17 protein-coding genes are annotated in these 18,824 nt (G+C 40.6%); 9 read left to right on the top strand and 8 right to left on the bottom strand.

Annotated features, from left to right (window positions below):
• Positions 1 to 8 precede the first annotated feature (8 nt).
• Positions 9 to 260: a type II toxin-antitoxin system HicA family toxin gene (locus ACPZ3T_RS22575; RefSeq protein ID WP_490271693.1), complete on the bottom strand. Its 252-nt coding sequence runs from the start codon at positions 258 to 260 to the stop codon at positions 9 to 11.
• Positions 253 to 762, bottom strand: a complete 510-nt coding sequence (locus ACPZ3T_RS22570) for a DUF4365 domain-containing protein (protein ID WP_490271692.1) — start codon at positions 760 to 762, stop codon at positions 253 to 255. The genes ACPZ3T_RS22575 and ACPZ3T_RS22570 overlap by 8 nt, the downstream gene beginning before the upstream one ends.
• Before the next feature lie 68 nt (positions 763 to 830).
• Between ACPZ3T_RS22570 and ACPZ3T_RS22565 the strand changes: the two genes are divergently transcribed.
• Positions 831 to 2,618 (top strand): FAD-dependent oxidoreductase, encoded by a 1,788-nt coding sequence (locus ACPZ3T_RS22565; RefSeq protein ID WP_490271691.1) that lies wholly within the window; start codon positions 831 to 833, stop codon positions 2,616 to 2,618.
• Between the two features lie 88 nt (positions 2,619 to 2,706).
• Positions 2,707 to 2,937 carry a heterocyst-inhibiting protein PatX gene (gene patX, locus ACPZ3T_RS22560; RefSeq protein WP_490271690.1) on the top strand — a complete coding sequence of 77 codons (231 nt, stop codon included), beginning with the start codon at positions 2,707 to 2,709 and terminating at the stop codon, positions 2,935 to 2,937.
• A 338-nt stretch (positions 2,938 to 3,275) separates the two neighbouring features.
• On the opposite strand, the gene ACPZ3T_RS22555 is transcribed toward patX, so the two are convergent.
• Positions 3,276 to 4,175 carry a ferritin-like domain-containing protein gene (locus ACPZ3T_RS22555; RefSeq protein WP_490271689.1) on the bottom strand — a complete coding sequence of 300 codons (900 nt, stop codon included), beginning with the start codon at positions 4,173 to 4,175 and terminating at the stop codon, positions 3,276 to 3,278.
• 514 nt (positions 4,176 to 4,689) lie between these two features.
• Between ACPZ3T_RS22555 and gifA the strand changes: the two genes are divergently transcribed.
• Positions 4,690 to 4,893 carry a glutamine synthetase inactivation factor IF7A gene (gifA, locus tag ACPZ3T_RS22550; protein ID WP_490271688.1) on the top strand — a complete coding sequence of 68 codons (204 nt, stop codon included), beginning with the start codon at positions 4,690 to 4,692 and terminating at the stop codon, positions 4,891 to 4,893.
• Between the two features lie 105 nt (positions 4,894 to 4,998).
• Here the strand turns inward: gifA and glnA are convergent, their stop codons facing one another.
• Positions 4,999 to 6,414, bottom strand: a complete 1,416-nt coding sequence (gene glnA, locus ACPZ3T_RS22545) for a type I glutamate--ammonia ligase (RefSeq protein ID WP_490271687.1) — start codon at positions 6,412 to 6,414, stop codon at positions 4,999 to 5,001.
• Between the two features lie 360 nt (positions 6,415 to 6,774).
• Here glnA and apcB point away from each other — a divergent pair, with 360 nt between their 5' ends.
• From apcB to ACPZ3T_RS22530, 3 genes are all read left to right on the top strand, one after another.
• Complete coding sequence (gene apcB / locus ACPZ3T_RS22540) at positions 6,775 to 7,284, top strand: allophycocyanin subunit beta (RefSeq protein WP_490271686.1); 510 nt, start codon at positions 6,775 to 6,777, stop codon at positions 7,282 to 7,284.
• 383 nt (positions 7,285 to 7,667) lie between these two features.
• Complete coding sequence (locus tag ACPZ3T_RS22535) at positions 7,668 to 8,429, top strand: class I SAM-dependent methyltransferase (protein WP_490271685.1); 762 nt, start codon at positions 7,668 to 7,670, stop codon at positions 8,427 to 8,429.
• 765 nt (positions 8,430 to 9,194) lie between these two features.
• Positions 9,195 to 10,277, top strand: coding sequence for a M4 family metallopeptidase (locus ACPZ3T_RS22530; protein ID WP_490271684.1), 1,083 nt, complete (start codon positions 9,195 to 9,197; stop codon positions 10,275 to 10,277).
• A gap of 90 nt (positions 10,278 to 10,367) precedes the next feature.
• Here the strand turns inward: ACPZ3T_RS22530 and ACPZ3T_RS22525 are convergent, their stop codons facing one another.
• Positions 10,368 to 10,562: a hypothetical protein gene (locus ACPZ3T_RS22525; RefSeq protein ID WP_490271683.1), complete on the bottom strand. Its 195-nt coding sequence runs from the start codon at positions 10,560 to 10,562 to the stop codon at positions 10,368 to 10,370.
• 59 nt (positions 10,563 to 10,621) lie between these two features.
• Here ACPZ3T_RS22525 and ACPZ3T_RS22520 point away from each other — a divergent pair, with 59 nt between their 5' ends.
• Both ACPZ3T_RS22520 and ACPZ3T_RS22515 read left to right on the top strand, forming a co-directional pair.
• Positions 10,622 to 11,845 (top strand): RNA-guided endonuclease InsQ/TnpB family protein, encoded by a 1,224-nt coding sequence (locus ACPZ3T_RS22520; protein ID WP_490271682.1) that lies wholly within the window; start codon positions 10,622 to 10,624, stop codon positions 11,843 to 11,845.
• A gap of 24 nt (positions 11,846 to 11,869) precedes the next feature.
• Entirely contained in the window at positions 11,870 to 12,211 is a 342-nt protein-coding gene (locus tag ACPZ3T_RS22515) for a protealysin inhibitor emfourin (protein WP_490271680.1), read from the top strand.
• 28 nt (positions 12,212 to 12,239) lie between these two features.
• Here ACPZ3T_RS22515 and ACPZ3T_RS22510 read toward each other — a convergent pair whose 3' ends face one another.
• On the bottom strand, positions 12,240 to 13,166 hold the full coding sequence (locus ACPZ3T_RS22510) for a cobalamin-binding protein (RefSeq protein ID WP_490271677.1): 927 nt from the start codon (positions 13,164 to 13,166) through the stop codon (positions 12,240 to 12,242).
• Positions 13,167 to 13,734: 568 nt separating this feature from the next.
• Here ACPZ3T_RS22510 and ACPZ3T_RS22505 point away from each other — a divergent pair.
• Positions 13,735 to 15,450, top strand: a complete 1,716-nt coding sequence (locus ACPZ3T_RS22505) for a sensor histidine kinase (protein WP_490271673.1) — start codon at positions 13,735 to 13,737, stop codon at positions 15,448 to 15,450.
• Here the strand turns inward: ACPZ3T_RS22505 and ACPZ3T_RS22500 are convergent.
• Both ACPZ3T_RS22500 and pruA read right to left on the bottom strand, forming a co-directional pair.
• The gene (locus tag ACPZ3T_RS22500; protein WP_490271667.1) at positions 15,420 to 15,647 is read right to left on the bottom strand and encodes a hypothetical protein; all 228 of its coding nucleotides are present in this window, start codon (positions 15,645 to 15,647) and stop codon (positions 15,420 to 15,422) included. The two genes, ACPZ3T_RS22505 and ACPZ3T_RS22500, sit on opposite strands and share 31 nt — an antisense overlap.
• Positions 15,648 to 15,660: 13 nt before the next feature.
• Positions 15,661 to 18,645: an L-glutamate gamma-semialdehyde dehydrogenase gene (gene pruA, locus ACPZ3T_RS22495; protein ID WP_490271664.1), complete on the bottom strand. Its 2,985-nt coding sequence runs from the start codon at positions 18,643 to 18,645 to the stop codon at positions 15,661 to 15,663.
• Positions 18,646 to 18,824: the final 179 nt, after the last annotated feature.

Below are 18,824 nucleotides of genomic sequence, written 5' to 3'. Positions count from 1 at the left end.
AATTATGACTAACTTGCTACTTTTTCTAATAGATTGTCAAATACGCTGGCATCCATTAAACCGTTTTCTGAGAGGATTCGCCGTACAGTAAGTAAATGTATGGGATTTACACACTGTTGTTTTTCATAATTCGGTAAAACAACCATAGCATTTAATTGGGGATACTCAAACAGTTTGTGGTAGCCAGTAGTTGGTATATTCACAAAACCTATATCTAAAAGTAACTGTTCAAGCTCAGTAAACTTAATCTCCCTAGTCATAATGGCGAATCACTCCTTTTAACTGGCTTAGAACATCATCCCGATATTGTTTAAATTGTTTTATAGCTTCTACATCTATTATATTAGTCTTCGGCAAATAAACAGTTACACTTTCGCCAAGCTGTGCTATATTAAATCGCTTTATATTTTCAAAATATGCTTGCAGATACAACCAATAAGCTTGACTTGATTGGGAATCATATATTACTAAAATACAAGGCATCGGCTCGAATAACCACAACTCTAAATCTGCTCTTGCTAGCTTAAAAGCAATGGTTTTTTCATCTGTGAGTGTCTTTAAGTAATCAGTAGCTTTTAGCTGTATATAAACTTGACCATTTTCAATTTCACCATTGATATCATAGGTAAACATCACTAGATCGTAGCCGTAATCATGCTGTATACGTTCTACCGAGTAACCACATAAAAAAATATATCTTTCAACATAATTAATACTTAAATCAGCAATAATATGCTCTCGTGGTCGCTTTTTTTTAACCATTTCAGAAGTTGTAAATTTGACATTTCTGAATCATATCAAAATTGTCAAAAATCTAGTGAGATTAACGCATGACTGATCAAACTTATATAACTGATGTCTTAGTTGTCGGTGGTGGTACTGGCGGGACGGCTGCGGCTATTCAAGCGGCGCGGCTGGGTGCTAACACTATCCTGGTGAGTGAATTTCCTTGGTTGGGGGGAATGTTAACTGCTGCTGGAGTATCCGCACCTGATGGGAATGAATTAATGGCATTTCAAACAGGGATATGGGGCGCGTTTTTGGGAGAATTAGAGCAACGACAACCAGGGGGATTAAATAACAGTTGGGTGAGCTTTTTTAGTTATGATCCCCGTGTAGGAGCAGAAATTTTTGCTGATTGGGTGAAAGATTTAGCAAATCTGCATTGGATTTCTGGACAAGTCCCCCTAGAAGTATTCAAGCAAGATAACTGTATTACTGGTGTCCGGTTTGCAGATTTTACTGTGCAAGCCAAAGTGATTCTCGATGGGACAGAGTTAGGAGATTTATTAGCTTTAGGAGAAATACCTTACCGTTGGGGTTGGGAACTCCAGTCAGAATGGCAAGAACCCAGCGCACCTATTGAATTTAACGCCATTACTGCTAAATATCCTGTACAGTCACCGACTTGGGTAGTCTTAATGCAAGATTTTGGCGCAGATGTCGCCCCAGAAATTCCCCCAGCACCAAATTATGATGCTTCGTTGTTTATCGGTGCTTGGGAAAACTACGGTGCAGAGAAATTCTTGAACTATGGTCGCTTGCCAGGTAATCTATTTATGATTAACTGGCCTATCTGTGGTAATGACTATGGTGAAGGAGTAGGACGACTGATAGAGTCAGCCACAAATAAGAGTGATTTTTTACAAGAATCTCGCTGGCATAGTCAAAATTTTGTCCATTTTATTCAAAATCAGCTAGGTAGGCGTTATGGTTTAGCAGAGCAAGTTTTTCCTCATACTGATGCAGGGTTTGCTCTGCATCCCTATTACAGAGAAAGTCGCCGCTTGGTAGGACTGAGGACGGTGAAGGAACAAGATATTTTACCAGTGCCAGGGGGTAGGGTAGCTGCTTTATTTGAGGACGCGATCGCAATTGGTAATTACGCTAATGATCATCATTATCCCGGTTTTGACTTGCCACTACAACCAAAATCCATCCGTTGGGGAGGACGCTGGACGGGAACACCTTTTACTATTCCCTACCGTTGTTTAGTTCCAGCTACTACAGACGGTTTATTAGTCTGTGAAAAAAATATTTCTGTTTCTCATATTGCCAATGGTGCAACGAGATTACAGCCTGTAGTCTTGGGTATCGGTCAAGCGGCGGGAATGGCTGCTGCTATGTGTGTAGAGTTAAATTGTCAACCGCGAGATTTACCTGTCAAGGCTTTGCAGGAGGCTTTATTGCAAGACCAGCAAGCCCCAGCCGCTATCATACCTTTATTTAATCTTGTACCCGATCATCCAGAATGGCTGCAATGGCAAACGTATTATGTCAATGAGCCTCAAGCCTATCCCACTAGTGGTAATTGTCCCCCTACCGTAGATCAGTATTACCACTCAGATATCAATCAAGTATTTACACGGGGAACTAACTGCTTTACAGGCATTCTTGAGATTTTAAATCAGCAGGATTACAGTTTCACTGTCACTGCTCCAGCTGCTAATCTAGGGCAAACTTGGCAGCTTGTGACCTGGCGATCGCACATAGACGCGCAGCTGCAAAACTTAAGTCATCAACAACACCTAACTGTTTGGGGTCGTCTAAATGATTCTGGTAACTGGCTCTTAGTTGAGAGCCATGAATTATATCCTATGCAAAAAAAATTTCAGTAAAAAGCACTACTTTTTTTTAGATTTTTCCGGACTTAGATCAAAAATCCCAGTAGCAGTAAATAAGAAAGTTCACAAAGAGATTCCTAAAATGCGTGCTACTGTTCCGTTATTAATTTCCAGTCTGGTATTTGCTTCCCTAACAGTTAATTTCCCCAAAATGATCAATCAAAATTTGGTCATTTCCTCAACTACTGCACAAGATTTACTGTCATTAAAACCTCAAAATCAACGTAATGAACCAGAAGGTGCTAAACCAGTTCGGGGTAGTGGACGCAGGAGTTTAATAGAATCACAAAGAATTACCTATCCTACTGTTTAGTCATCACAGATTTTATTTGTTTTGTGACGATAAAATCCAACAATATTCCACTCTTTTAACTAGCTTTTTTAGGAAGAACACAAGTTTTTAAAATCTTGGATTACAACTACCTAGTAATTAACTACCTAATTGACAGCATCACCACTCTTCAGACCAAATATAATGATTTCATTAGCAGGGGTCAGTTAGGTTAATTTACAATCAGACAACAGGGTCAAAAAATTTTGTATTCACCAGGTTTTGAGCTAATCTTTTGCAGACTTGAGTAGGGGTGTACACTTTTACACCCCTAAATGATGTATTGAGTTTGAATCCTGAAAATTGTTAATTCGAGTCCCTTATGGCTTGCTTGTCTTGGGCTGATTTTTTTGTTTTTGCAGGCCATTTAAAAACATTGGCACAAATTTATCAAAAAATGCCTCTGGGTCACGTTGCCAAGCTTTTTGTGCGGCCTGAAGTCTAGTAAATTGTAAATTTGGTGCTAACAAAGTTTGGGGTAAGCGTTCCATTAGATATTGAGGACGTTCCCAGACTGGCATTGTATTTGCTACTTCCACAAGGTTAGCTACCCGTCGCAATTCTGCACCAAGGGTAATATCCATTCCTGACTCAAAAGCAGCTTGTTCAATAGCCGCATATTTGCGCTTGGCTTGCTCAACTTTTTGGCGATGTTCAGGACTTTTATCTGCTATCTGTGCTAACCAACGATTACCCCAACGGACGTGTCCGGCTTCTTCTGGGAGAATCTTTTCAATCGTTTGGCGGATTTTAATATTTTCTGCGGTTTGGGGTGCTTGTTTGAGGGCGTAAATGTGAGCAGAAAAATACTCACAACCTCGTTTTTCGGTGACGTTGATGGCAGCTAAACCAGCAATTAAGCCTGATTCTAATTGCTCTGGAGAATTGTATGCGTCTTTGTCTAGCAATCTTTCAAATTCATCTATATAAGACGAACCTGGGGGTGTACCAACATTTGCCCCCAATTCCACTAATAAATCAGTTAACCACATAGCATGACGCGCTTCATCAGCGATGTGGTGTGATAAATCTCTAATCAGTTCTGGTGGTTTACCGTTGAGTCGTTCTATTAAATCAGTTAAATCTTTACAGCTACGCTGCTCACTATAACGATAGCGGTTGAGAGTGATCAAGTGAATTTCGCGATCGCTCACTACCTGTTTGAGTACATCTCGCGCACTCAAACTATTTTGGAATTTTCGTGGATAAATAACTGTCATGGTTTTAGTGGAAATTTATTAACTATGGCGGATTTGATCCTGGCCTGGGGTTTCTTCACCTGTGTTGGTGAGAAACTAGGCACAAGAACATAACATTTCTTTACAATAGTGATTCTAAATCAATTAAATCTGGAAAGTACCTTGCGGCAGAGATAAAAAGCATCAAAATTTACACACGTTAACCAGTAGCAACAGCCATTTTCCGGTTCTCGTTGTTGAAATTGGTAGTAAATCTTAATTTAATGATGAAATCTTGATATTTTTGCCTCAACAAATGTAAACAACGGTAAAGATTAGATCATCAGGCTGGAGATCAGTATTTCTTACAGTCTAGAGAGAATAGGAATTTTGTCCGCAAACCATTCATAAAAATAGAGTAACTAAAATTACAGTAATATTAAGTTTTATAACAAAAACCAAATTTAGTAGTTTATGTTACAGAATTTTTGCTAAATTGATTAACACAGAACTACAGATGAATCTAATATTTGTAAATCCATAGGGAGGCAGTGTTATGTCTATTCAAGAAAAATCTCGTGCGATTATGATCCGCCAGTATCAGCAAATCAAAAATCGTCAACAATCGATGCTGATGCGTGCAGCACAAGAGATGGGTCTTCCTGCGGAAGAAGTATCCCACTATTGGAATCCCATTCAAGGGAAGATTGATCCTACAACAAGAATGATTTACGGTCGCAGCAATGCGGCCATGAGCTAGGAAAAAATAACGAAGTTCTCAGATATCGTGACCACTCCAAAAAAAAGCCACCCCCAAGGGTGGCCAATTTTATCTCTGGAATTATAGATTGCCAACAGATGTTAATTAAACGTCGTAATAGAGATAGAACTCATAGGGATGAGGACGTAATTGTAACTGCTTAACTTCGTTAGCTAGCTTGTAATCAATCCAGTTTTGGATAAAATCTTCAGTGAATACGCCTGATTCTGTCAAGAAAGCGTGGTCATTCTCCAGTGCTTCCAACGCCAATTCTAAAGAACCGGGGGTGGAAGGAACTTTCGCCAGTTCCTCTGGAGAGAGTTCATAGATATTTTTATCTAAAGGTTCACCGGGATGGATTTTGTTCTTGATGCCATCAATACCGGCACACAGCATAGCTGCAAATGCCAAGTAGGGGTTAGAGGTAGCGTCTGGACAACGGAACTCTAAACGCTTGGCTTTGGGGTTAGTGCCAGAGAGAGGAATACGGACAGAAGCGGAACGATTACCTTGGGAGTAAGCCAAGTTTACAGGTGCTTCATACCCAGGTACTAGACGCTTGTAGGAGTTGGTGGAGGGGTTGGTGATAGCCAACAATGCTGGTGCGTGTTTGAGGATACCACCAATGTAGTACAGTGCCATGTCACTTAAACCAGCATATTTGTCACCGGCAAACAGAGGTTTACCATCTTTCCAAATAGACTGGTGGGTGTGCATCCCAGAACCGTTATCACCAAACACAGGTTTGGGCATGAAGGTAACGGTTCTGCCGTATTTCTTAGCTACGTTTTTGATGACGTATTTATAGGTCATCAACCAGTCAGCAGCTTGGATTAACTTACCAAAGCGGAAGCCCAATTCGCACTGACCGCCAGTGGCTACTTCGTGGTGATGCTTTTCAATAGGCACACCTAGTTTTGCCATCGTCAACAGCATTTCTGTCCGCATATCTTGGAAGGTGTCTGTTGGCGAAACGGGGAAGTAACCTTCTTTGAAGCGAGTTTTGTAACCAAGGTTGGGGCTTTCTTTTCTACCGAAATTCCAACGGCCTTCTATTGAATCTACGTGGTAGTATCCCTCGTTGGCAGTTTGGTCATAGCGGACATCATCAAAGATGAAGAATTCAGCTTCAGGGCCAAAGAAAGCAGTGTCACCCAGACCGCTAGACACTAAGTAGTCTATGGCTTTTTGGGCGATAACCCGTGGGCAACGGTTGTACCATTCGCCAGTACGGGGTTCTTTGATGCTACAAATAATACTTAATGTTGGCTCTTCCATGAATGGGTCGATCCAAGCGGTGTTAGGATCTAGCACCATTGTCATGTCTGATTCTTCGATGCCTTTCCAACCCCGGATGCTGGAACCGTCGAAGGGTACACCATCAGAGAATGAACTTTCGTCAATCTGGTCTTGGAACACGGTGAGGTGCTGCCAAGTGCCGAGGGTATCGACGAATTTTAGGTCAATCATCTGGATGTTTTGGTCTTGAATCATTTTCAAGACTTCTTGTGGGGTTGTCATTTTTACTCCTTCTCTGCCAATTTCTTAACGTCAAACCAGAATCTTGCCAAAGCATCCTAACCCTACTGAGCGGAACAAAGTTGTGACACACCTGAAATATCGTAGATTCTCAACATTAGAGAGTTTTGTAGTGGTTGTTACAGATCATCTGGATTACAGGTAATATTAACCTTTCTTTCGACATCTGCACAAAAGAGGGAAAGTTAATCTCAGAGGGGTCAACTTTGACATAGAATCCTTAAATAATGGATAAATGGTTTTTGTGCCAAATCTATATTTAAATAGCACAAAAATTTACTGGTGCGTAAGTGCAACCAAATAAATATCAAACCACGATAGCAACGATTGGGAGAAGAAGGAATGCGTGACGCGGTAACAACCTTAATTAAGAATTATGACGTAACTGGTCGTTATTTTGACCGGAATGCGATTGATAGCTTGAAATCCTATTTTGAGAGTGGCACAGCTCGCGTGCAAGCTGCGGCTGCAATTAACTCGAATGCGGCTGCCCTGGTGAAGCAAGCTGGTGTGAAGTTGTTTGACGAACTGCCAGAATTGATTCGTCCTGGTGGTAACGCTTATACAACTCGTCGTTACGCAGCTTGTTTGCGAGATATGGACTACTACCTGCGCTACGCTACTTATGCGCTGGTTGCTGGTAATACCAACGTTTTAGATGAGCGTGTTCTGCAAGGTCTTAGAGAAACCTACAATTCTTTGAGTGTGCCTATTGCTCCCACAGTTCGCGGTGTGCAAATTCTCAAGGATTTGGTGAAAGAACAAGTAGCTGGTGCGGGTATAACTGACACTGCTTTCGTTGATGAGCCATTTGACCACATTACTCGTGAGTTAAGCGAGCAGGATGTGTAAGAAGGCAGGGGGCAGAGAGCAATGCGGTCTTGGGCTTTGCCCAAGTGGAGCAATTGCGGAGGGGCAGGAGGCAGGGGGGAGATAACAAATAATTTTTTCCTTGACTTTACTACTACCTGCTCTAGATTCAGCACTTGCTGAGTCTGTCATCTAAATTTTTGTGAAGCGATCGCCTGACAAAAGATGTTCAGAGGCGATCGCTTTTTTTACATAAATTTACAATGATGGCTATGGTGCGATCGCTGTGCTTAGATGCTGTAGGTCAAGTCACGTAATATGATGATTTACTAGCAATAACTACTACACTGAACAATTATCTTGTAACAAAAACAGCAGATACCTTGGTGAGCATTATTGTTCAACTAAATCAAAAGGAAAATTAAATGTTTAAGAAAGTGACACCTGGTACTACAAGCAGACTCACAATTGTTGACCATAATGAAACTTATGGAAGGCACATTTTACAAAAAAATATTCAAGGATTAAATATTAAAAAATGTGTAGATTTAGGATGTGGGACTGGTGAAGATTTACTAATCATCAAACAGGATAACCCAGAAGCTCAATGTATTGGTATTGATTATGGCAATTGGAATATACAAACATTAATACAAAGAGGTATAGAACCTATTTCACTTAACATTGAAAATCAGTATCTACCTTTTGAAAATGAATCTATTGACTTGATTATAGCTAACCAAATTTTAGAACACACAAAAGAAATATTCTGGATAAATCACGAAATATTTAGAACTTTAAAAATAGGGGGTTATTTGTATTTGGGCGTACCAAATGTACTTTCTTTCCATAACCGCATTTTAGGTATTTTTGGGATGCACCCAACTTGTTCAAAGTTAATATCTGCTCATGTAAGAGTATTTTCTAAAAATGATACAATTCAATTTTATAAAAATATTGCTGGACGTTTTGCATCTGTTGAAAAATTCTCTGGTTCTCAATTCTACCCTTTTCCCAAAATAATTGCCCGTCCATTATCAACTGTATTACCTTCACTTGCATTTTCAATTTTCTTTATGATAAAGAAAACAGAAGAATACAAAGCAGAATTTGTTGAATGGCTAGTTAAAACGCGCCTTGAAACAAACTTTTTTAGCGGACAACAGGATAGTTTACAGCACTTTTGAAGTAAGTGACGTAGAGCATGAGTAATGAGTAATGAGTAATGAGTAATAAGTAATGAGTAATGAGTCAGGACTTACGCAACTGGCATATTAGTAGGGTGCGTCAGATATCAAAAATGTGGTTCGATTTTCTCTACAGGATCATTGACTTGACTAGCTGATTATTGCTACTAACATACCAAAAAAGCGATCGCCATTTTTTTGCCGATTCTGGTAATCAAGTTAATCAGCAATCTCCGAAGTATTAACATTGTGCCAAATATGGCATTCTTAATACAGAAATGTTATCAGTCAATTTCTGTTGTCAGTTAGTAATTGACGAAAGTAGATAGCCTATTTTTTTAGCAATATAATTTAACATTAACCACTAGAAAAAATTATCTTGTCAGTAATAGAGATATTACTGGCTTAATCTACATAATTTTAATTCGTGTATGTAATCTATTGAGTAATAACCCCATCAAAATATCTACATTATTCTTGATGTGAGTATTTTTTTAGTTATTTTTAATTACTAAAAATAATCAGGGATTACAAATTTATGAATATAAATAAAAAATGATTTTTACGGGATATCAAAATTTGATTGGTTGTTCAAAAACCTATTGATTTTTGAGAGATTTATTAGACAATAAAAAGTAGAAAAGATTCATCAGAATATCAACCAGGGAATCGCCATCTCCATTAATCCCTCTGCTCCTGACATGACAACCGTGGTGTTTTATCCACGGTTGTTCCTTACTTAATTACCAAAGGAGACTGTATTAGATGGCTAGGAATAAACAGAAATCATCTAGATTCAATTGTGATCATTCCAGCAAAACAAGATGTCCTATATGTTGTGTTATCCCGCCGCATATCCTGGAAAATGTAGCGGTGAATGGTACAGAACAACAGCGCAATTGGGCGTTCCATACATTAAATCTTTCGGCACAGTTGCGCGGACGTAGAGACATTGTTGGCAATATTTCTTTTGCACCTTCCCCTGGTGAAAAAAGCCGCACAGTTTATGATGCTAAAAATCTTCAGTTACTACCAGGAACTATAGTCAGAAGCGAAGGTGATCCTCCGAGTGAGGATGAAACAGTCAACGAAGCCTATGATGCGGCTGGTGCGACTTATGATTTATTTTACGAAATATTTGAGCGCAATTCTATTGATAATAAAGGACTGCGTTTAGATTCAACAGTGCATTATGGTGTGAAATACGAAAACGCCTTTTGGAATGGCGACCAGATGGTTTACGGTGATGGTGATGGAGAATTATTTGATCGCTTCACTAAGTGTATTGATGTGATTGGACATGAGTTAACACATGGTGTAACTCAGTATGAGGCTGCATTAATATATTATGGTGAACCAGGAGCGTTAAACGAATCCTTCTCTGATGTATTTGGTGCTTTGGTAAAACAGAGGGTAAAAAATCAGACAGTAGAAGAGGCTGATTGGATTATTGGTGAGGGTTTATTGATGCCAAGTGTCAAAGGTGTTGGTATTCGCTCTATGAAAGACCCAGGAACAGCATATGATGATCCTGTATTGGGTAAAGACCCCCAACCAGGCCATGTCAAAGAGCAATATATAGGCTGGGCTGATAATGGTGGGGTACATATCAACTCAGGTATTCCTAACCGTGCTTTCTATTTAGCCGCTATGGAAATAGGGGGGTACGCTTGGGAGAAAGCCGGGAAAATTTGGTATATTGCTTTATGCGATCGCCTGCGTTCTAAAGCTGATTTTAAAAAAGCTGCCCATGTGACTGTGCAAATAGCCAGCGAACTCTACGGAGATGGAAGTTTAGAACATCAAGCCGTACAGAAAGCTTGGCAAGAGGTGGGAGTTTTGAGTTAATTCGTAATTCGTAATACCGCTACGCTGAAGCAAGCTACGTAATTCGTAATTTGCTAGACCAATATAACTGCGGCGGGCTAGCCCCTGGCTTTAGACATGGGGGTTAGCCGCAGGCGAATTTATTCGCCGTCCAAACTCTTCAATTAATTCACTAACGCTAATACCTCTATTGCTGGACTCCATTTTCATGTTTTTCCAAGCGGTAGGCGTAACTACTATCTGATGCCTTTCTTTAATTTCATCATGCAAAATTGGCACATTTTTTAATCTTTTTTTAGTTGTCATACTTAGATATTGTGTATATACTAAATATAATCTATCAAATACAAGGGGGTGATTCAAGAGTGTTAGTAATGGAGTACAAAGCAGTTGTCAAAAAGGCACAAGCCAAAGCTATAGATGAAGCTATCCGCATAAGTCAATTCGTCAGAAATAAGGTGCTTAGATACTGGATTGATAATCGTGGTATTGGCAAGAAAGAATTGTACCAATACAACACTCAGTTACGAGCAGAATTTGAATTTGTTAGAGATTTGAGCAGTCATGCTTGTCAAGCGTCTGTGGAAAATGTAGAACGTGCTATCAATAGATTTTTTGCTAACTGCAAAGCTAAAAAACCAGGCAAGAAAGGTTATCCAAGATTCAAAAAACATAGTCGCTCTGTTGAATATAAACAACAATCTTGGAAACTTCACCCAACAAAACGACGTATTACTTTCACTGATAAGAAAGGTATTGGTGAACTCAAATTATTAGGTAAATGGGATATTCATACTTATCCTGTTGAGCTAATCAAGCGAGTTAGGATTGTTCGTCGTGCAGATGGATACTATGTGCAGTTTTGCGTGAAAGTTGATAATAAGCAGGAAGTACCAATAACCACATCTGAAATTGGCATTGATGTGGGATTGGAATACTTCTACTCTGATAGCAATGGCAAGCATGAAGAAAACCCACGATATTTGCGTAAAGCTGAGAAAGATATTAAAAGGGTTCAGCGCAATATTTATAAAAAGAAAAAGGGGTCATCTGGCAGAAAAAAAGCTCGTGGTGTTTATGCTCGAAAACATTTAAAAGTAACTCGACAAAGGAATGAACACGCCAAAAAGTTGGCGCGTAACTTATGCCTAGCTAACGCTAAGGTTGTCTTGGAAGATTTAAATGTTAGTGGGTTGGTGAGAAACCACAAGCTTGCTAAGAGCATCTCTGATGCGTCTTGGTACAATTTCCGCCAATGGCTCGAATACTTTGGGGAGAAATTAGGACGAGAAATAATTGCTGTTCCGCCTCATTTCACCAGTCAAGAATGTAGTAATTGTCGTGCTAAAGTCCAGAAATCACTTAGCACCAGAACTCATTCTTGTCTACATTGTGGACACATTGAACAACGTGATGTGAATGCTGCCAAAGTAATTTTGAGTCGTGCAAAGGCAAGGCAGTGCGGTCTTGGGGTCTCCCCAAGGGGAGCAACTGCCGCTACCGGAGGGCATCCGGGAAGTAACGCCAGTCGAGATGTTTCCTCTACTTCTGTTGGACGCAAGTCCAGTAAAAGCAAGGAACGTCAGTGACGCTGGAATCCCCCGGCTTCAGCCGTGGGGAGTGTCAATGGCTTTGAGTATTTATCCCTCTCGAAAATGCTGGTATCGTTAGAACGCACAGGTGGCTTTACTGGGATTAGTCAAAAAATCACTGTTGATACTAATAATCTCCCACTCCAGGTAACTGAGGAACTGTCACAACTGCTGGAGGGGGCAGATTTTTTTCATCTACCTGAGCAAATGATGTCTGGTAATTCTCAGTGCGATCGCTTCCAATATAGGTTGACTGTAGCAGATCATGGCCAGCAACACTCAGTGATAATCAGTGAAGTTGCACTAACTAACGCTTTAAGAACTTTAATTGAATACCTCAATCAACTCAAAAAATCTAGTTAAGATAGTTCCTTTGTTTTGTCTTTTAAATTCACAAGCGTTCCCAAGCGGTGCCTCTATAACCATAGTCAAAAATTTCTGGATGTAAAATTTCTGCCATAATTTCCAGAGAATCTACTAGCCTTGGCCCTGGACGGTTGAAGTAGGCATTACCATCAGTGATGTAGACTCTACCGCTTTTAGTCGCGTGGAGTTTTTCCCATTCAGGATTTTGGGTGATGATTTGGGCTTCCTGACGGGTACGATGCAAGTCAAAACCGCAAGGCATAAATACGATAATATCGGGATTGCTGACTAAGAGTGTTTCCCATCGCAAATGCGGAGAAGATTGACCAGTCACACAAAATAGTGATTGTCCCCCAGCCAAGTTGACTAATTCAGGAATCCAATTTGCTCCCACCATGAGAGGATCTGTCCACTCGATACAGGCGACAGTTGGTAATTCTGCCAAAGATAGTCCTTGGATTCTCTTTTGGCAAATTTTGACACGAGCCTCTAAGTTTTCTAACACCTGAACTGCATCTACATCAAAGATATGCGCTACCCGCTCAATGTCATGCCAAACATCTTCCAGGAGATTAGGTTGTAAGGAAATGATTTGAGGTTGACTTTGGGTAAGTTCGGCAACTGCTTTTTCTACTTCCTTAAAGTTAACTGCACAAACCTTACATTGGTCTTGGGTCAAGATATGGGTAGGTTGTAATTTTTCTAAAGTCTCTGTCTTGACATCATAGATACTGAGAGCAGATTGTAGCAAACCATTGATCTGATCATGGATTTTACTGCTGGGAATATTGCCATCTAAGCGAGCTTGAGTACAAATAGGACGATCTGTGATTTCTGGAGGATAGTCACATTCGTGCGATCGCCCGACAATTGCATCCGTTAAACCCAAAGCTGCTAAAATCTCTGTTCCACTAGGAATCAGAGAAATAATTCTGATAGTAGAATTTTCCATTATTGCACCATCTCTGTAACAGCTGTGCTGAACTTAGTTCAATTGTTGCAAAATTTAGCTATTAGAGTATCTTTCTAGAGGGGAATACACAAGTGTTAATATCAAAACTAATAGAAAAATGAGTATATCTGTCTATATCTCTCATGGTTATTGAGAATGGGTGTTCAGCAAAATTATTTAACAATCATGAATTATCTGGTCAGTAATTAACCGGAATCGCTATCTAAATTACTTTTGGTAATGTATAGTTTGATCAATATTTCTTGATTTTGATCTAAACTAATACACTCTGGCTCTAAACCCAGTGTTTTTAAATTTTCTGTGAAATCTCTGTAAAAAATTAACACAGATATTTTTCGTGCGATCGCCTGATATCAATGAGATAATTGATATCAGGTTAAAAACAGCTTACACAAAATAGATTGTAATTAAAAACATAGAACTTATAAAAATTATCCTAAAAAATATACCTTCAGGTTCTGTAAATCTAGATGTGAAAGTTGTATTTATAGAAACAGTTCTATTTATTTTTAGAACTGCAATGCAAAGTGATTTCTGTTGAGAACACATGCAGGTGCTAGTGGTTAAAGATATTACACAATACCAGCAGTCCCAAGAATTACTGCCAATTAGAGACAAGGAACGACGTAAATACAGTCGGACACTATTGCACTTGGCAACAAGCAAGACCTTCCAATCAGGTACTTTAAATGCCGTCTTCCAAGAAATCACCGAAGCTACGGCGCAAACACTTTTAGTGCAACGCGTTAGTATATGGTTATACAACAAGGAACACTTAGAAATGGAGTGTATTGATTTGTATAATCTGAATACTGAGGAGCATAGCTTTGGTCAGTCCTTGTCAGCAGCGAATTATCCTAAATATTTCCAAGCTTTAGCCCAGGAACGTTGCGTTGCAGTGGATGATGTGATGAATGATCACAGAACACAAGAATTATTTGCCAGTTATCTTTCACCGTTTAATGTGATGTCTCTGCTGAGTACACCAATTTGGGTAGAGGGTCGTTTACTAGGAATATTATGCTATGAACATTGTGCTGAAATTCGGGAATGGACTGTAGAAGAGGAGTATTTTGCAGGTGCGATCGCAGATTTTATTTCATTAGCCATAGAAGCGAGAGAACGCAAAACCGCACAAGAACAACTACAAAAGAGTGAGGCACAATTTAAGGCAATTTTTGAGCGTTCTTCTGTGGGAATAGGATTAATAAATATCAAAGCGCAAATAGTAGATGTTAATCCTGCACTATGTCAAATGCTGGGGTATAGTCGAGAAGAGTTATTTGGCCATTGTTTGACAGATTATATTTTGCCCACTCCAGAAAATTTAGATAATTATCAAGAGTTTTTTGTAGAAATATGCAAAGATATTCAACAGTTTAATCATGCAGAACACGTTGAAATTGAAAGAGCATTCTTACATAAACAGCGATACTTGGTTTGGACTAAAATTTCGGTTTCTGTAATGCCTGGTTTCGATGGTGAACCTGAGTTGCTGTTAGTTATTGTCAAAGATATTACCGCATCTAAAGAAACTGAATTACAATTGCGTGCCTCACAAGCAGCAGCAGAAGCAGGTAATCGAGCCAAAAGTGAATTTTTGTCCACGATGAGCCATGAATTGCGAACACCTCTGAATGCCATTATGGGCTTATCTCAGTTACTGCAACAAGAAATAGCTGGCTCTTTGAATGAACAACAGCAAGAATATATTAGTTGTATATATAGTAGTGGCGAACACTTACTGTCATTAATTAACGATATCTTAGATTTATCAAAAGTAGAAGTAGGCAAAGAAGAAATATTTCTGATGCCTGTAGTAATCTCAGATTTGTGTAATTATATTTTATCGAGTGTGCGTGATCTGGCGATCGCAAAAGGATTAAAACTCACCAGTCACATTGATGCTAGGGTAGATATTTGTATTGCTGATGAGCGACGCATTAAGCAAATGTTGCTCAATTTACTCACTAATGCCATTAAATTTACTCCTAGCGGCGAAGTTTCCTTGATAGTTAAAAAAGTACCACAAGGGATAACATTCACAGTTTCAGATACAGGAATTGGTATTGAAGCCAGTCAATTTCAATATTTATTTCAACCATTTAAACAGTTAGATAGTAAATTAAATCGTCATTATGAAGGTACGGGTTTAGGTTTAGCCCTAACTCGAAAATTAGCCCGATTGCATGGTGGTGATGTAACTGTAAAATCAACTGTGGGTGTAGGGAGTCAGTTTACGCTTTTTTTACCAGAACGGTAGAGGGTGTAGGGGTGTAGGGGTGTAGGGGTGTAGGGGTGTAGGGGTGTAGGGGTGTAAGGGTGTAGGGGTGTAGGGGTGTAGGGGTGTAGGGGTGTAAGGGTGTAGGGCAAATAAATTCTACCTTGTCTACCTTGTCTACCTTGTCTACCTTGTCTACCCAATGCCCCATGCCCCATGCCCCATGCCCCATGCCCCATGCCCCATTACAAATTATTCCGCTCCTTCAATGGGTGCAAAACCTTGGCGTTGAATGTTTTCGGTGATGGTGCGGGGTTCGAGGAATTGCAAGAGATAATCTGGCCCCCCTGCTTTAGAACCTACCCCAGAGAGTTTAAAGCCGCCAAAGGGTTGGCGAGCAACGATCGCCCCTGTGATGGTACGGTTAATATACAAATTCCCGACTTCAAAATCTGTCTGTGCTTTTTGAATGTGGGAGGGTGTACGAGAATAAATGCCACCAGTCAAAGCGTAGTTGGTATCATTAGCAACTGCTAAAGCTTCCGCAAAATCTTTAACTTTAATTACTGCCAATACCGGGCCAAAAATCTCTTGCTGGGCGATGATTCCATTGGCTGGTACTTCACTAAAAATCACAGGCCCGACAAAATAACCATGTTCAGGTGCTGATAACTCTAAAGCCACCTGAGATTCTGCCTTACCCTTTTGAATATACTCGCGGATGCGATCGCGCGCATTAGCATCAATTACCGGGCCGACTTGGGTACTGGGTAACTCCGCTTCCCCAATATTTAGGGATTTCGTAGCCTCTACCAACCGCCGAATAAACGCATCATAAATGGTTTCTACCACAACTACCCGCGAACAAGCAGAACATTTTTGTCCACTGTAGCCAAAGGCCGACTGTACTACCCCTACAACAGCTTGGTCTAAATCAGCACTTTCATCAACGATGATGGCATTTTTACCACCCATTTCCGCAATTACCCGCTTCATGTGCCGTTGCCCAGGCTTGAGGGTAGCAGCTTCCGCATAAATGCGACAACCAACTTCCTGAGAACCAGTAAAAGCGATGACATGGGTATCGGGATGACTCACCAAATAAGCCCCCACCTGCGAACCCTTACCAGGGACGTATTGAAATACACCTTTAGGAATCCCCGCTTCCACCAAAATTTCCGTGAGTTTAGCAGTAATCACAGAAGAAGTTTCCGCAGGCTTGAGCAGAGTGCAATTACCTGCAACCAAAGCAGCAACAGTCATTCCACAAGCGATCGCCAAAGGAAAATTCCAAGGTGAAATCACCACAGCAATCCCACGGGGCTGGTAAATATATCTATTAGTTTCCCCAGCCACGTCATAAATTACACCTTGATCCAACCGTTCCATTTCATCGGCGTAGTAGAGACAAAAATCAATCGCCTCCGACACTTCCGCATCAGCTTCCCTAACAGGTTTACCCACCTCCAAAACAATCCAAGCCGAGAGTTCCGCCCGACGCTGTTCCATCAAATCAGCCGCCCGACGCAAAACCCCCGCCCGTTCCTTCACAGACGTACTCTTCCACCCAGGAAACGCCGCCTTAGCCGCCCGCATAGCTTGTTCCGCCTGTTCCACCGAAATCAATCCAACCTTCCCCACCACCTCACTAAAATTAGAAGGATTAACCGAATCAATCACCTCAGAAGTATTGACATACTCCCCATTAATCAAAGGTAAATAACTCCTACCCAACTCCCCACGCACAGCCGCAAAAGCCCGCGCCGCCTCCGTCCTTTCCTCCACTTCCGCATAATCCGTATCCGCCGCACCAACAAACCCCTCCTTTCCTTCTTTGCGCCTCCGCGCCTCTGCGTGAGACAAATCAACATCTGGAGGTGCAAGCAACTCCTCAATCGGCTTATTCTCCAAATTTTGCCGTAAAAAAGAACTATTAGCCGTATTTTCCAACAACCGCCGAATCAGATAAGCCATCCCCGGCAACAATTCCCCATAGGGACAATAAACCCGCACCCGATAACCCCTATCCACCAAAGCCTTAGCCAACTTATCCCCCATCCCGTAAAGCACCTGCATTTCAAACCGCCGCCGGGGGACATTAAGAGTTTCCGCTATAGCTATAGCCCGTGCTTGCGATCGCACATTATGACTACCAATGGCAGCATAAACATACTGATGATTTTCCAACAATAACTGAGTTATCGCCTCAAAATTAGCATCCGTTGCCGCCTTATCGTTAAATACAGGCTGATTCCAATGTTTTTGAGCAGCCTTAATAGTTTCTTGATCCCAATACGCCCCTTTTACCAACCGAATAGTTAACGGATAACCACGCTCTTTTAACCAATCAATCACATTTTTGGCATCTGCTTCACTATCCCGCAGATAGGCTTGAATAGTCATGCCGATATCTGTACGTTGGCGGAACTCATCTTCTAATAAGATTTTTTGCAAAATATTGAGAATTAAATCTTTATAAGCATACTGTTCCATATCAAAATGGATAGATGCGCCCAACTCTTGAGCATAACGTAATAAATTACGGATGCGATCGCTAACTCGCGCTTCACTACCTTGAGCATCTAAAGGGTCAAATTGAGAATAAAACGCCGTTAATTTCACAGAAACCTGGACTTTTGCCAACGGTTCACCGTCAGCCTCATCAATCGCCCCAATACTGCCCCAATTCTTAGCTGCTGCTGTTAATTGAGTGATTAATTCTCGATACCGTTCTAGATAAGACTGTGCTTCTACTTCCGTAATTACCGCCTCACCAAGTAAATCAATGGTGAACGCCATTTTTTCTTTGCGTAGTCGTTCAACGGTTTTGATGACTTGTTGAATATTTTCGCCAGAAATATATTTATGAGCTAAAGTCTCAACGGCTGTAGACACAGTAGTTGCAGCCACTTGCCCCGGCATCGAGTCAGGGTTAGCAAAGTTGAGCATTCCCTTTAAAGCGGCTGGAAGTTCTACAGACTCATCACCTAAATATTCTTGGAGATGAGCAGCAATTTCCGATTTACTCCGCAGTGCGGGGAGAGTATCGATAAAACGAAACAATTGTACCCGTAAACCAGGGTTACTCATCGCCCAAGCGAGTAATTTATCGTCCCAACGCATTTGATCACGTAGGGAAGCTAAAAATGAGCGATTTTCTTGAGTTGCTGCCAAAAGCTGTTTAGCAATTTCTTGAGTTTTCGCTTCGTAGGTGCTGGTTTGTATTTGTAATACCACTGATAGTGAACTCCTGATGTCAGTTAAGAGTTTTATTTATGAAGACTGCGCTTTCTATTGTGGCGCGTGATTTTTTTTGTCACCACAGATAAGAAATTCAAAATTAAAAATGTAGATTCAAGTTTTTGGGTGGACGTTTTTCAGACAACGTGTAAAACAGTAATACACCTATGGAAAAA

The organism is Aliinostoc maniaoense, from assembly GCF_058172895.1.
The sequence above is the reverse complement of the archived record's forward strand: the minus strand, read 5'-3'. Positions and strand labels throughout refer to the sequence as shown.

Bases quoted from the DNA above. Each gene is read 5' to 3' on its own strand.
- patX (WP_490271690.1), top strand. From the start codon at position 2,707: ATGCGTGCTACTGTTCCGTTATTAATTTCCAGTCTGGTATTTGCTTCC.
- ACPZ3T_RS22555 (WP_490271689.1), bottom strand. From the start codon at position 4,175: ATGACAGTTATTTATCCACGAAAATTCCAAAATAGTTTGAGTGCGCGA.
- ACPZ3T_RS22530 (WP_490271684.1), top strand. From the start codon at position 9,195: ATGGCTAGGAATAAACAGAAATCATCTAGATTCAATTGTGATCATTCC.
- ACPZ3T_RS22565 (WP_490271691.1), top strand. From the start codon at position 831: ATGACTGATCAAACTTATATAACTGATGTCTTAGTTGTCGGTGGTGGT.
- glnA (WP_490271687.1), bottom strand. From the start codon at position 6,414: ATGACAACCCCACAAGAAGTCTTGAAAATGATTCAAGACCAAAACATC.
- gifA (WP_490271688.1), top strand. From the start codon at position 4,690: ATGTCTATTCAAGAAAAATCTCGTGCGATTATGATCCGCCAGTATCAG.
- ACPZ3T_RS22505 (WP_490271673.1), top strand. From the start codon at position 13,735: ATGCAGGTGCTAGTGGTTAAAGATATTACACAATACCAGCAGTCCCAA.
- ACPZ3T_RS22500 (WP_490271667.1), bottom strand. From the start codon at position 15,647: ATGGGGCATGGGGCATGGGGCATGGGGCATGGGGCATTGGGTAGACAA.
- ACPZ3T_RS22575 (WP_490271693.1), bottom strand. From the start codon at position 260: ATGACTAGGGAGATTAAGTTTACTGAGCTTGAACAGTTACTTTTAGAT.
- ACPZ3T_RS22570 (WP_490271692.1), bottom strand. From the start codon at position 762: ATGGTTAAAAAAAAGCGACCACGAGAGCATATTATTGCTGATTTAAGT.
- ACPZ3T_RS22535 (WP_490271685.1), top strand. From the start codon at position 7,668: ATGTTTAAGAAAGTGACACCTGGTACTACAAGCAGACTCACAATTGTT.
- ACPZ3T_RS22525 (WP_490271683.1), bottom strand. From the start codon at position 10,562: ATGACAACTAAAAAAAGATTAAAAAATGTGCCAATTTTGCATGATGAA.
- ACPZ3T_RS22510 (WP_490271677.1), bottom strand. From the start codon at position 13,166: ATGGAAAATTCTACTATCAGAATTATTTCTCTGATTCCTAGTGGAACA.
- apcB (WP_490271686.1), top strand. From the start codon at position 6,775: ATGCGTGACGCGGTAACAACCTTAATTAAGAATTATGACGTAACTGGT.